The organism is Bradyrhizobium manausense, assembly GCF_018131105.1.
GTDB lineage: Bacteria > Pseudomonadota > Alphaproteobacteria > Rhizobiales > Xanthobacteraceae > Bradyrhizobium > Bradyrhizobium manausense_B.
The window spans coordinates 3,969,852-3,981,812 of record NZ_JAFCJI010000001.1 but is presented as its reverse complement, the minus strand read 5'-3'; the positions used below and the strand labels follow the sequence as shown (position 1 = coordinate 3,981,812).

Genomic DNA, 11,961 nt, shown 5'->3' with positions numbered 1-11,961 from the left:
ATGACGCCAGCCGAAATCGCCCCGAAGGACCGCCTGATCGTCGCGCTCGATTTGCCCGGCGTCGATGCCGCGGAGGCGATGATCGCAAGGCTCGGCGACAGCGTCACCTTCTACAAGATCGGCTATCAGCTCGCTTATGCCGGCGGCCTTCCGCTGATCGGCAAACTCGCCGACAAGGGCAAGAAGGTGTTTGCCGATCTCAAGATGCACGACATCGGCAACACGGTGACGCGCGGTGTCGAGAGTGTAGCCAAGCTCGGCGCAACCTTTCTCACCGTGCACGCCTATCCACAGACCATGAAGGGCGCCGTCGAAGGGCGCGGCAAATCGGGTTTGAATATTCTCGCTGTCACGGTGCTGACCTCCTACAACGAGGACGATCTGCACGCGGCCGGCTATCGCCTCGGCGTCTCCGAGCTGGTCGAAGCGCGCGCGCAGCAGGCGCAGGCGCTCGGTATCGACGGGCTCGTGTCGTCGCCGGAGGAGGTCGGTGCCTTGCGCAAGATCGTCGGCCACGAGATGCATCTCGTCACGCCAGGTATCCGCCCGGCCGGCTCGGCAACCGGCGACCAGAAGCGCATCATGACGCCCGGTCGTGCGATTGGCGCCGGCGCCGATTATCTCGTCGTCGGGCGGCCGGTGGTGGAAGCCGCTGATCCGAAGGCGGTTGCTGAAGCCATTCACGCCGAGATCGCGCAAGCGCTCGGCTAATCACGAACAACCAGGGAGAAGAACGATGGCAAAAGGCTACTGGATCGGACGCGTCGACGTGAGCAATGACGAGGGCTACAAGCCCTATGCCGTCGCCAATCTCGCAATCTTCAAGAAACATGGCGGCCGCTATGTCGTCCGCGGCGGCCGCTTCACGACCGTCGAAGGCGCCAGCCGCAGCCGCAACGTCGTGATTGAATTCCCGAACTATGAGGCTGCAATCGCCTGCTATAACTCGCCGGAATACCAGGCCAACATCAAGGTGCGCGCGCCGCACTCGATCGCCGACCTCATCATCATCGAGGGCTATGACGGCCCGCAGCCGTCGGACGGCTGAGGCGCTCCGTCATTCGGGCGCTGCCTTGGCGCTCAAGGCGTGAGCGCGTCTGAGCATTCACGAGAGGTCGTCATGCCCGGGGCTTGTCCCGGGCATCCACGTTCCTTGTGCCGCCGAAGAGGCGTGGATGGCCGGGCCAAGCCCGGCCATGACGGCAAGCGCAGCTGCTCAGCCCTGCCCCCTCGGTTGCCGGAACTGCATCCCGCCGCTACAACGGCTCCGAGAGGATCGCACCATGTCAGACATGCGCTTGATTGTTGCTGGAGCCGGCGGCCGGATGGGCCGCGCCCTGACGCGGGCGATTGCCGACAGCAAAGGCGCGGTCCTGGCTGGCGCCCTGGAGGCTCCGGGCTCGGAGCTCTTAGGCAAGGATTCCGGTGTGCTCGCCGGCCTGCCTGAAAACGGCATCAAGCTGTCAGCCGACCTCTGGGCGATGTCGAAGGAGGCCGACGGCATCCTGGATTTCACCGTGCCGGCCGCGACCATCGCCAATGTCGCGATCGCGGCCGAGCGCGGCATCGTGCATGTCGTCGGCACCACCGGCCTGTCGGCCTCCGACAATGCCGTGATCAAGAGCGTCACCAATCGCGCGATCGTCGTGCAATCGGGCAATATGAGCCTGGGCGTCAATCTGCTTGCCGCGGTGGTCAAGCGCGTCGCCAAGGCGCTCGACGAAAATTTCGACATCGAGATCGTCGAATCCCATCACCGCATGAAGGTCGATGCGCCCTCGGGCACCGCGCTGATGCTGGGCCAGGCGGCAGCCAGCGGTCGCGGCATCCCGCTCGAGGGGCATTCGGAGCGCGGGCGCGACGGCATCACCGGCGCGCGCAAGCCGGGTGCGATCGGCTTTGCTTCCTTGCGCGGTGGCACCGTCGCCGGCGAGCACAGCGTCACCTTCCTCGGCCCGTTCGAGCGTCTCACTCTGTCGCATCTCGCCGAGGACCGCATGCTGTTCGCGCACGGCGCGCTCAAGGCGGCGCTGTGGGCGCACGGCAAGACGCCGGGGCACTACTCGATGGCCGACGTGCTCGGCCTATCCGACATCTAAACAACACGGAAAGCAGTTGATGAGTGAACGTCTCCTCGTGCTCGTGCGCCACGGCCAGAGCGAATGGAATCTGAAGAACCTGTTCACCGGTTGGAAGGATCCCGACCTCACCGAGCTCGGCGTGAAGGAAGCGTCCGAGGCCGGCCGCAAGCTGAAGGCCCAAGGCCTCGTGTTCGACGTTGCCTACACCTCGGTGCTCACGCGCGCGCAGCACACGCTCGATCTGATTTTGGGCGAGCTCGATCAGAAGGGCCTGCCGACTTCGAAGAACCTCGCGCTGAACGAGCGCGACTACGGTGATCTCTCCGGCCTCAACAAGGACGATGCGCGCAAGAAATGGGGCGAGGACCAGGTGCTGATCTGGCGCCGCTCCTACGACGTGCCGCCGCCCGGTGGCGAAAGCCTGAAGGACACGCTGGCGCGCGCCCTGCCGTATTACGTGCAGGAAATCCTGCCCGGCGTGCTCAACGGCAAGCGCACGCTGGTCGCCGCCCACGGCAACTCGCTGCGCGCGCTGATCATGGTGCTGGAAAAGCTGTCGCCCGAAGGCATCTTGAAGCGCGAGCTCGCCACCGGCGTGCCGATCATCTACCGGCTCAATGCGGATTCGACGGTGGCGTCGAAGCTGGATCTGGCGGGCTGAAAACGCTGCGCCAGAGGCGACGGCGTTCATCAAATATTCGGTGTCGTCCTGGCGAAAGCCAGGACCCATACCCACCGTTCGCAGTTTGGCGAAGACTGGTAGTGGGCACCTGCCGACACAATTCCATTTGGGGGAACGGGTCCTGGCTTTCGCCAGGACGACCACGTGGAGGCAGTTCGCCTATAACTTACTGCATCCCCAGCTGCCCGGCTTCCCAGCCCAGCATCGCCTGCTTGCGGGTGATGCCCCAGTGATAGCCGGTGAGCGTGCCGCTCTTGCCGAGTGCGCGGTGGCAGGGCACGACGAAGGACACCGGATTTTTTCCGACGGCGGCGCCGACGGCACGCGAGGCCTTCGGGCTGTTGATGTTGCAGGCGATGTCGGAATACGACACCGCGCGGCCCATCGGGATCTTCAGCAGCGTCTCCCACACCCGCACTTCGAAATCGGTGCCGATCATGACGACGCGCAGCGGCTGATCCGGTCGCCACATCTTCGTATCGAAGATGCGTGCCGCGAGCGGCGCCGTGCCTTCGTGATCCTCGACATAGGTCGCGTTCGGCCAGCGCCGCGTCATGTCCGCCAGCGCGGCCTTCTCCTCGCCTTGATCGGCGAAGGCGAGACCTGACAGACCGCGATCAGTCGCGATCACGATCGCGGTACCGAAGGGCGAAGAGTGGAAGCCGTAGCGCAAGGTCAGCCCCGCGCCGCCATTCTTCCATTCGCCCGGCGACATCGCTTCGTGAGTGACGAAGAGATCATGCAGTCGGCCCGGACCCGAGAGGCCGGAGTCGAGCGCCGCGTCGAGGATGCTCGCGGAGTCCCGCAGCAGGCCCTTGGCGTGGTCGAGCGTCAGCGCCTGCATGAAGGCCTTCGGCGTGATCGAGGCCCAGCGGCGGAACAGGTGGTGCAGCTCATCCGGGGTGACGCCGGCCGCATCCGCCATCGCCTCGATGGTCGGTTGCGCGCGCCAGTTCTCCGAGATGAACGCGATGGCCCGGCGCACCGAATCATAGTCGCGGAGCGCGGCGTTAGGGGTGCCCGGCCCGGCCAGGCGCTGGTCATGTATGGCGAGTGTCATCATGACCGGAAATGTAGGCGCGGGAGGGTCGCGAAACCACCCGATTTCCGACTGCCCTCAGGTCATCGGATTGTAGGTCGGGCCGCGCTTGGCGGCGTTCAAACCTTCTATCAAGCCTTTGTAAAAACTAGCTTTTTCATCGGGCCCGAGGAACCTCGCGATCTGGATCTGGTGGCCGCGCGAGATCAGATAGAGATGTTCGATGCCAAAGTCCTCGTCGACTTCCATGTCGAGGCGGACCCAGAGCGGATTGAAGCTCCATTCGGCGACCTGGCCATGATGGTCGACGCGCCGCACGCGCAACTCCGTGGTCGTGACCGTGATCTCCTCGCGCGCCCGCGCGGTGCGGAAATTGACCTTGAAGGCCCACCAGACCACGAGCACGTCGAGGCCGAAAAAGCCGAGCACCGGCCAGGCGCCCTTCATCAGGAAGACAATGCCGGTGACGAAGCTGACGACGCTGAGAAACACCATCACGGCCAGGAAGCCGGTGCGGTTCAGCGAGCGATGAGGCGTCAGCAGCGCGGAGAAGATCTGCTGCTCGTTATCCCGCTCAATTTCGTTGCCTGTGCTCATTGTCCCTCAGTATATCCCGATCATGGCGAAAATCACCCGCAAGCCGGTCCCGCGCAAAGCGGCGGTACCGAAGAAAAAGACACAGGCGGCCACCTCGAAGCCGAAGACCCCCGGCAAGACATCGGCGCCCGCCAGGAAATCGCTCAAGGCTACCAAGCGGTGGACGCCGGCGGAGATCCACGAGGTCTTCAGCCGCTTCCGCAAAGCCAATCCCGAGCCGAAAGGCGAGCTCGAGCACGTCAATCCGTTCACGCTGCTGGTCGCCGTGGTGCTGTCGGCGCAGGCGACCGACGCCGGAGTCAACAAGGCGACACGCGAATTGTTCAAAGTCGCCGACACCCCGCAAAAGATGCTCGATCTCGGCGAAGAACGTCTGCGCGACTACATCAAGACCATCGGCCTCTATCGCACCAAGGCCAGGAACGTGATTGCGCTGTCGGCAAAAGTGCTCAGCGATTTCGGCGGGGAGGTGCCGCGCACGCGCGCCGAGATCGAGTCGCTTCCGGGCGCGGGACGCAAGACCGCCAACGTCGTGCTCAACATGGCCTTCGGCGAGCACACCATGGCGGTCGACACACATGTCTTCCGCGTCGGCAATCGCACCGGGATCGCGCCCGGCAAGACGCCGCTCGAAGTCGAGCTTGGTCTCGAAAAGGTGATCCCCGCCGAATTCATGCTGCATGCCCATCATTGGCTGATCCTGCATGGCCGCTATACTTGCCTCGCGCGCAAGCCGCGCTGCGAGGTTTGCCTGATCAACGATCTCTGCCGGTGGCCGGAGAAGACGGTGTGAGCACAATGTTCGGGCAAGGTGGTTTTGGGGACATGGCGTGAGTCAGCAGGAACAAGTCTCGTCACCGCCGGCCGCCACGCCGGCTCCACCGCCCAAGCCGACGCAGCGGCCGGCAAGCTCACTCTGGAGCCGGCTCGCGATCCCGCTGTTCGCCGTAATCGTCGCGCTGACCTTCGTTGCGCTGGCGACGCTGCGCTTTGATGAATGGGTCGGCAACGCGGTCATCCAGACCACCAATGACGCCTATGTCCGCGCCGACCTCACGCGCCTTGCCAGTCGCGTTTCCGGCGAGGTGCTCACCGTTTCGGTGACCGACTTCCAGCGTGTCAAGGCGGGCGACCTCCTGATCCAGATCGATCCCGCCGATTATCAGGCCCAGGTTGCGCAGTCCGAGGCGGCTGTCGCCGCCGCGCAAGCCGTGCTCGACAATCTCGCCAACCAGATCGAGCTGCAATACGCGACCATCGCGCAGGCCGAGGCCGCGCGCCTGTCGGCGGAGGCGCTGGAGGTCGAGGCCAAGCAGGAGCAGGAGCGCCAGCAATCGCTGTCGCAGACCGAGGCCGGCACGCGGCAGCGTTTCGAGCAGGCGGTCGCGGGGCTCGCCAAGGCGCAGGCCGACGTGCGCGCCAGCCGCGCCGTGATCGCCGCTCAGCAGCATCAACTCGAGGTCTTGCAAGGCACCAAGAAGCAGCGCGCGGCCGATCTCGACGCCACCAAGGCGACGCTTGCGAGCGCCAGGCTCAAGCTCGGCTACACCAAAATCACGGCGCCGTTCGACGGCGTGGTCGGCGAGCGCCAGGTGCAGCCGGGCGACTACGTCAATATCGGCACCAACCTCATCAATGTCGTGCCGCTGCCGAAGGTCTATGTGATCGCGAACTACAAGGAGACCCAGCTGACCCACGTTGCGCCGGGTCAACCCGTCGAGATCACGGTCGACAGTTTTTCGCGCGAGAAGCTGCGCGGCAAGGTCGAGCGCATCGCGCCCGCGACCGGTGCGCAGGTCGCGCTGCTGCCGCCTGACAACGCGACCGGCAATTTCACCAAGGTCGTGCAGCGCATTCCCGTCCGCATCCAGTTCGACGACAACCAGCCACTGTTGGCGCGGCTCGTGCCGGGGATGTCGGTTGTCACCAGCATCGACACGAAGGATGCGAATGGCGGCAAATGACGACGCCGGACGCGGTCCCGTCTCGCGTGGAGGCGTCGCCGCGCAACCGCTGTTTGCCGTGGCCGCCGTGCTGCTCGGCGCGTTCCTCGCCAATTTCGACAGCCGGCTGACCACGGTCGGGCTGCCCGATCTCCGTGGTGCGTTCGGGCTCAGCTTCGACGAAGGCGCGTGGCTCTCCACGGCCGGCATCGGTTCACAGATCTTCGTCGCCCCGGCGGTGGCGTGGCTCGCGACCGTGTTCGGCCTGCGCCGCGTGCTCGGGATCCCGAGCCTCGTCTACGCCGTCGTCTCGCTGATCATCCCTTTCGTGCACGATTATCCGACGCTGATCGCGCTCAGCGTCGTGCACGGCCTCTTGCTCGGCACCTTCGTGCCGGCGACGCTGATGATCGTGTTCCGCAATCTGCCGATCCGCTGGTGGCTGCCGGCGATCGCGCTCTATTCGATCCGCGTCGGCTTTGCATTGGACTCATCGACCTCACTTGTCGGCTTCTATGTCGATCATCTCGGCTGGCAATGGCTGTACTGGCAGGGCGTCGTGATCGCGCCGCTGATGGGCCTGATGGTTTATCTGGGCACGCCGAGCGAGCCGGTTGATCGGGCGCTGCTGCGCGAGGCCGATTGGGGCGGCATGCTGCTGCTCGGCGCAGGGGTCGGGATGATCTATGCCGGCCTCGACCAGGGCAATCGGCTGGACTGGCTTGGCAACGGTACCGTGACGGCGCTGCTCGCTGCCGGTGCAGTGCTGTTCGTCGCCTTCCTCGTCAACGAGTCGCTGGTGCGGCAGCCCTGGGCGCATGTGAACGTGCTGTTCTCGCGCAACATCGGCCTGTCGCTGGTGGTGATCCTGCTCTACACGCTGAGCTCGCTCTCCAACTCGTCGCTGGTGCCGAACTTCCTCGGCAATATCGGCCTGCTCCGGCCGGAGCAGAGCGGGCTGCTGCTGCTGACTTACGGCGCGCTGCCGATGTTCGTGCTGGTGCCGCTTACGATCTGGCTGCTCCGCCATTTCGATGCACGCGCAGTGACGGTGGTGGGATTTGCCTGCTTCGCCGCCGCCAATCTCTGGGGCACCCAGCTCACCCATGAGTGGGCACGTGAGGACTTTGTCGGCATCGTCCTGCTGCGGCCAGTCCACCACGCTGCTGCCGCTGATCATCATCGCGCTGTCGAATTCCGATCCGAGTCGCGCGACCTCGTTTGCGGCCTACATCCAGATCATGCGGCTCGGCGGTGCCGAGATCGGCGTGGCGCTGATGGGCACGTGGCTGCGCGTTCGTGAGCAGGTTCATTCTTTCTACATCGGCCAGAATTTGGAGGTCGGCGACGTTAATGTGGTGCGCGCGCTGAAGCAGCTCGCCGATCACTTCGCCGCCCACGGCACCGGTTCGGCGCAGGCGCGCGCAGTGGGCACGCTTGCCGGCTTCGTGCAGCGCGAGGCCAATGTGCTCGCTTATATCGACGGCTTCTGGCTGTGCTTCTGGTTGGCGATGGCCGGGCTCGGCTTCATCGCGCTGATCACGCGGGCGCCGCCGGGTCCGTTTACACCGGCGCCGTTCGGCTTCGCCAAGACGGTGCTGCGCAAATGCGGCGTGCCGGTGAGCCGATAGCGCTCACCGCATCTGCCGTGCCGGCTCGATCAACTCGGGCCGTGGTCCCGACAGCCGCTTGTGCATGTGAACCATGAAGGCCATGCCGAAGATCGGCGTCGCCAGGTTCACGACAGGGATCGAGACGAAGGCCGCAATGAAGAGGCCGGCGGTGAAGATGGTCGCGGCATTGTCGCGCCGCATCGCCTTGGCGCCCTCCGGCGAGCGGAAGCGCATCGCGGCGAGCTCGAAATATTCGCGGCCCAGCAGCCAGGCGGCCGCGAGGAAGAAGATCAGGAAACCGGCGCCGGCCAGAAACACCAGCGGCAGCGCGACGAGATAGACCAGGATGGTCAGCAGCGCGGTCTTGATGCCTTCGAGGATGGCCTGGTTGAACGGCAGCGCCGTGCCCGGCCGCTCGGCCGGATAATATTCGCGCTCGACGATGTCGGCGACGTCGTCTACGAAGAAGCTCGCCACCAGCGAGGTGATCGCGGGCATCAGGAACACGCTGCCGAACACGACCCCAAGACCAGCCGCAATCGAGATGATCCAGGACAGCACGTCCAGGGATGAGTGCCAGCTCGGCCCAAGCAGGCCCTCCAGCCAGACTTCGCCATACGTGGCGAACCAGCTCAGCAGCCGCTGCAACCCGATCGCCAGCACCACGATCAGCACCAGCGCGAGCCCGATCGACCGCCACAGGATCGAACGCATCGGCGGCGACATCATTTGCGACAGCGCCTTCACGGCGGCATCCAGCATGGGAACCTCTCACGAAACACTCAGCGAGAGGTAGACACCCCGGGCCGCTTCGGCAAGAGAGGCTGACCTGCAGCCTTTGCGGCTTTATTGTTTGGGCATGATCTTTCGGAAAACCGCGTCACACTTTTCCGGATCATGCCCTACGGCTCCGCCACGATGCTCGCCCAGCAGGTGATGGCGCTGCAGACGGTGCTCCAGCGACCGAACCCTTTGTAGATCTGGGCGGCGATCTGTTCCTGCTGCTTCAGCGTGCCCTCGGCCTTGATCTGCGGGTCGGAGACGTTGCGGATCGCGAGCCAGCGCGGCGCCTTGGCGCCCATCTCTTGGGCGACGAGGCCCAGGATGGCGTCGCCCATTTCGGAAACGTCGCCGAGGCCCTGGAGATGGAAGTGGTTGTCCGAGGTGTCGAAGCCGAAGAAATCAGTCGTGACCACGGAGGACGACAGCCCACTCGGCTTCACGACGAAAATCTTTGGGGGCCTGGTATTGGTCTTCGGCAATTGCCCGGCATTGGCCTTGAACAGCGTCTTGGCCGCGGCGAATTTCGTCGTCCTGGCGGGCTTGCTGGAGAAATGCGCCTGCGCAAACGGCTGCTTCTTGAACTTCGAGAGGCAATCGAAGCGAACGATCGGGCTGACGACGACGTCGCCGACCTCGACCTGCCTGCCGATGCCGCCGGCCGTGCCCGTGGTGATGACGAGCGTCGGCTGCACCTCGGTGATGATCTGGCGCCAGACGTCGATGTTGGGCAGCTGCGGGCCATCCTGCGACATGTGCGAGTCGGATTTGAAGACCACGACCTTCTTGTTGCCGATTGTGGTGGTCCAGAAGGCGCCGAGCCGCTTCAGCTCCCTGGCCGGGCAGCCGTTGCGCATCTTCTTCGAGATGGTTGCGTAATTGTGCGTGTAGGGGACGTAGTCGTTATGCGAGTCCTTGCCTGGCGTCAGCACGCGGCTGGTTGCGTGCGCTTCGTCGACGGTCCAGGTCACCACCAGCACGTCGGCACGCGGCAGCGGGCCCTTGCCATTGCCCGGCTTCGGCCCGGTCTGCGGCGCGAGCCCCTTGGGCCAGCGAATGTCGGTGAAGCGCGACAGCCCGGTCGCGGTCGAGAAGGCCATGAACTCGCGGCCTTCGGTTGATTCAGAATCGAAATCGATGATCTCGCGCTGAAAATCTTCGGGCGCGATCTTGGCGGTCTTCTTCGCGGCGGCATCCGCGATGCGCTTGACCACGAAGGTCTGGCGCGGCGGCGGTGTGGTGATTGGATCGAACCCGAGATTTTTCTCAACCCATTTGCGGTCAGCAGGCATCACGCGGTCTCCGCCAATTGATTTCGACAAACGTCTTCCGTCGGTCGGACAAGTCGCGCCGACGGCTGCAATTCTAGATCGAAGACCTATTCACGGAATGGTCGGAGCTATTGACCGATTCCGTGTCGATTTGAGGCAGAAGAGCATTTGCCCTTAAAAACAAGGGTTGTTTTGAAAATATTCGCTCAATCGTCTGAACCAATCCGTCTGCGAGACTACACCTATAGTTGAGGTGCGACAATCCGCCTTTCAATCACAAACGGAGGAAGTCATGGCAAGCTCGACTAAGCGTGTCACGCTGGCGAACAGCGCCCGGAAATTGCCGAAGGGGGCCAAGCTCGTCGGCGCGGCCGATTCCAGGCAGGAAATCGAGATCAGCGTTCGCCTGCGCGCCAAACGCGCCGACGACGAGCAGGTGATGGCGCTCGGCGCGCAACCGCCGCGCGAGCGGCAATATCTTTCTCGCACGGAGTTTGCCGAGCAGATGGGCGCCGATACGGCCGACGTCGCCAAGATCGATGATTTCGCGCATCACCATGATCTCAACGTCAAGAGCGTGCACCTGGCCTCCCGCACGGTGAAGCTGACCGGCACCGTGAAGGCGATGGGTGCGGCGTTCGGCGTCAAGCTCAACAAGGTCAAGCATGACGGCGCGACCTATCGCATGCGCAGGGGCAATGTGCAGATCCCGGCCGAGCTCGAAGGCATTGTGATCGGCGTGCACGGCCTCGACAACCGGCCCGTGGCGCAGCCGCATTTCCGGCGCAAGGCGGCCAGCAAGACAGCGAAGAAGGGCGCGACCGCGCGTGCGGGGCAGGGCGGCAGCTTTTCGGTCGAACAGATCGCACAGCTCTACAATTTCCCGGGCGGCGAGACCGGCGCCGGGCAGTGCATCGCCATCATCGAGCTCAACGACATCGACACCAAGGGTCATCCCACCGGCGCAGGCTACAAGACCTCGGACCTGAAAACCTTCTTCAAGAAGGCGGGGATCCCGATGCCGAAGGTCGTTCCCGCGAGCGTCGACGGCGGCGCCAACAAGCCCGGCCATTCCGACGCCGACGGCGAGGTCGTGCTCGACGTCGAGGTCGCCGGCGCGATCGCGCCCGGTGCCAGGATCGTGGTTTATTTCGCGCCCAACACCACCAACGGCTTCATCGACGCGGTGAAGGCCGCGGTCCATGACACCGCGCGAAAGCCATCGGTGATCTCGATCAGCTGGGGCGGACCGGAGGATCCGGAGAGCTCACAGCAATTCATGGACGGCCTCAATGAAGCGATCCGCGACGCTGCGGCGATGGGCGTCACCGTCTGCGTCGCGTCCGGCGACAACGGGTCGGCGGACATGGCCGAAGGCTGGGATGGCAAACCGCACGCCGACTTCCCCGCGTCGAGCCCCTTTGCACTCGCCTGCGGCGGGACCAATCTGAGAGCCTCGAACGGCACGATCACCGAGGTCGTCTGGAACGGTGGTCCGCAGGACGGCGCCGGCGGCGGTGGCGTCAGCGTGATGTTTGCGGAGCCGAAATATCAGGCCAATGCGCATGTGCCGAAATCGCCGGCGCATCGGAGCGGCCGCGGTGTGCCCGATGTTGCGGGCGACGCCGATCCCGCGACCGGCTACCAGATCTTTCTCAACGGTGTCATGACCACGATCGGCGGCACCAGCGCGGTAGCGCCGCTGATGGCCGGACTGATCGCCCGCATCAACGAGGCCACGACCAAGAAGTTCGGCAAGACGGTCGGCTTCATCAATCCGCTGATCTATGCCTCGCATGGGCACGGCGTGTTCCGCGACATCACCGTCGGCAACAACGACATCACCGGCTCCCTGCGCGGCATGTACAAGGCCGGCCCCGGCTGGGATGCCTGCTCCGGCCTCGGTGTACCCAACGGCGCGGCATTGCAGAACCTGCTGGCGGCGTGAGCTATGC

The 11,961-nt window shown here is 64.6% G+C and carries 11 protein-coding genes and 1 pseudogene; 8 read left to right on the top strand and 4 right to left on the bottom strand.

What is annotated here, in order from left to right:
* The 4 genes from pyrF (at position 1) to JQ631_RS18965 (ending at position 2,742) form a co-directional block, all read left to right on the top strand.
* Positions 1-711 carry an orotidine-5'-phosphate decarboxylase gene (gene pyrF, locus JQ631_RS18980; RefSeq protein WP_212328186.1) on the top strand — a complete coding sequence of 237 codons (711 nt, stop codon included), beginning with the start codon at positions 1-3 and terminating at the stop codon, positions 709-711.
* A gap of 25 nt (positions 712-736) precedes the next feature.
* Positions 737-1,048 carry a DUF1330 domain-containing protein gene (locus tag JQ631_RS18975; RefSeq protein WP_212328185.1) on the top strand — a complete coding sequence of 104 codons (312 nt, stop codon included), beginning with the start codon at positions 737-739 and terminating at the stop codon, positions 1,046-1,048.
* Between the two features lie 235 nt (positions 1,049-1,283).
* Positions 1,284-2,099 (top strand): 4-hydroxy-tetrahydrodipicolinate reductase, encoded by an 816-nt coding sequence (gene dapB, locus JQ631_RS18970; RefSeq protein ID WP_212328184.1) that lies wholly within the window; start codon positions 1,284-1,286, stop codon positions 2,097-2,099.
* Between the two features lie 19 nt (positions 2,100-2,118).
* Complete coding sequence (locus JQ631_RS18965; RefSeq protein ID WP_212328183.1) at positions 2,119-2,742, top strand: 2,3-bisphosphoglycerate-dependent phosphoglycerate mutase; 624 nt, start codon at positions 2,119-2,121, stop codon at positions 2,740-2,742.
* Between the two features lie 187 nt (positions 2,743-2,929).
* Here JQ631_RS18965 and JQ631_RS18960 read toward each other — a convergent pair whose 3' ends face one another.
* Both JQ631_RS18960 and JQ631_RS18955 read right to left on the bottom strand, forming a co-directional pair.
* Positions 2,930-3,826, bottom strand: coding sequence for a methylated-DNA--[protein]-cysteine S-methyltransferase (locus JQ631_RS18960; RefSeq protein WP_212328182.1), 897 nt, complete (start codon positions 3,824-3,826; stop codon positions 2,930-2,932).
* Positions 3,827-3,880: 54 nt separating this feature from the next.
* Positions 3,881-4,399: a DUF2244 domain-containing protein gene (locus JQ631_RS18955; RefSeq protein WP_212328181.1), complete on the bottom strand. Its 519-nt coding sequence runs from the start codon at positions 4,397-4,399 to the stop codon at positions 3,881-3,883.
* Between the two features lie 22 nt (positions 4,400-4,421).
* On the opposite strand from JQ631_RS18955, the gene nth reads away from it, so the two are divergent.
* From nth to JQ631_RS18940, 3 genes and pseudogenes are all read left to right on the top strand, one after another.
* Positions 4,422-5,192: an endonuclease III gene (gene nth / locus JQ631_RS18950; RefSeq protein WP_212328180.1), complete on the top strand. Its 771-nt coding sequence runs from the start codon at positions 4,422-4,424 to the stop codon at positions 5,190-5,192.
* Between the two features lie 37 nt (positions 5,193-5,229).
* Positions 5,230-6,363, top strand: a complete 1,134-nt coding sequence (locus JQ631_RS18945) for an HlyD family secretion protein (RefSeq protein ID WP_212328179.1) — start codon at positions 5,230-5,232, stop codon at positions 6,361-6,363.
* Positions 6,350-7,973, top strand: a pseudogene (locus JQ631_RS18940) (MFS transporter). The gene JQ631_RS18945 and the pseudogene JQ631_RS18940 overlap by 14 nt, the downstream one beginning before the upstream one ends.
* 3 nt (positions 7,974-7,976) lie before the next feature.
* Here JQ631_RS18940 and JQ631_RS18935 read toward each other — a convergent pair.
* Both JQ631_RS18935 and JQ631_RS18930 read right to left on the bottom strand, forming a co-directional pair.
* Complete coding sequence (locus JQ631_RS18935) at positions 7,977-8,717, bottom strand: sulfate transporter family protein (RefSeq protein WP_212328178.1); 741 nt, start codon at positions 8,715-8,717, stop codon at positions 7,977-7,979.
* A gap of 140 nt (positions 8,718-8,857) precedes the next feature.
* Positions 8,858-10,027 carry a phosphorylase family protein gene (locus JQ631_RS18930; protein ID WP_212328177.1) on the bottom strand — a complete coding sequence of 390 codons (1,170 nt, stop codon included), beginning with the start codon at positions 10,025-10,027 and terminating at the stop codon, positions 8,858-8,860.
* Positions 10,028-10,298: 271 nt separating this feature from the next.
* Here JQ631_RS18930 and JQ631_RS18925 point away from each other — a divergent pair, with 271 nt between their 5' ends.
* Positions 10,299-11,954: a S53 family peptidase gene (locus tag JQ631_RS18925; protein WP_212328176.1), complete on the top strand. Its 1,656-nt coding sequence runs from the start codon at positions 10,299-10,301 to the stop codon at positions 11,952-11,954.
* Positions 11,955-11,961 lie beyond the last annotated feature (7 nt).

What these genes read in the sequence shown, in the direction of transcription:
- pyrF (WP_212328186.1), top strand. Translation starts at nt 1, where the DNA reads ATGACGCCAGCCGAAATCGCCCCGAAGGACCGCCTGATCGTCGCGCTC.
- JQ631_RS18975 (WP_212328185.1), top strand. Translation starts at nt 737, where the DNA reads ATGGCAAAAGGCTACTGGATCGGACGCGTCGACGTGAGCAATGACGAG.
- dapB (WP_212328184.1), top strand. Translation starts at nt 1,284, where the DNA reads ATGTCAGACATGCGCTTGATTGTTGCTGGAGCCGGCGGCCGGATGGGC.
- JQ631_RS18965 (WP_212328183.1), top strand. Translation starts at nt 2,119, where the DNA reads ATGAGTGAACGTCTCCTCGTGCTCGTGCGCCACGGCCAGAGCGAATGG.
- JQ631_RS18960 (WP_212328182.1), bottom strand. Translation starts at nt 3,826, where the DNA reads ATGATGACACTCGCCATACATGACCAGCGCCTGGCCGGGCCGGGCACC.
- JQ631_RS18955 (WP_212328181.1), bottom strand. Translation starts at nt 4,399, where the DNA reads ATGAGCACAGGCAACGAAATTGAGCGGGATAACGAGCAGCAGATCTTC.
- nth (WP_212328180.1), top strand. Translation starts at nt 4,422, where the DNA reads ATGGCGAAAATCACCCGCAAGCCGGTCCCGCGCAAAGCGGCGGTACCG.
- JQ631_RS18935 (WP_212328178.1), bottom strand. Translation starts at nt 8,717, where the DNA reads ATGCTGGATGCCGCCGTGAAGGCGCTGTCGCAAATGATGTCGCCGCCG.
- JQ631_RS18930 (WP_212328177.1), bottom strand. Translation starts at nt 10,027, where the DNA reads ATGCCTGCTGACCGCAAATGGGTTGAGAAAAATCTCGGGTTCGATCCA.
- JQ631_RS18925 (WP_212328176.1), top strand. Translation starts at nt 10,299, where the DNA reads ATGGCAAGCTCGACTAAGCGTGTCACGCTGGCGAACAGCGCCCGGAAA.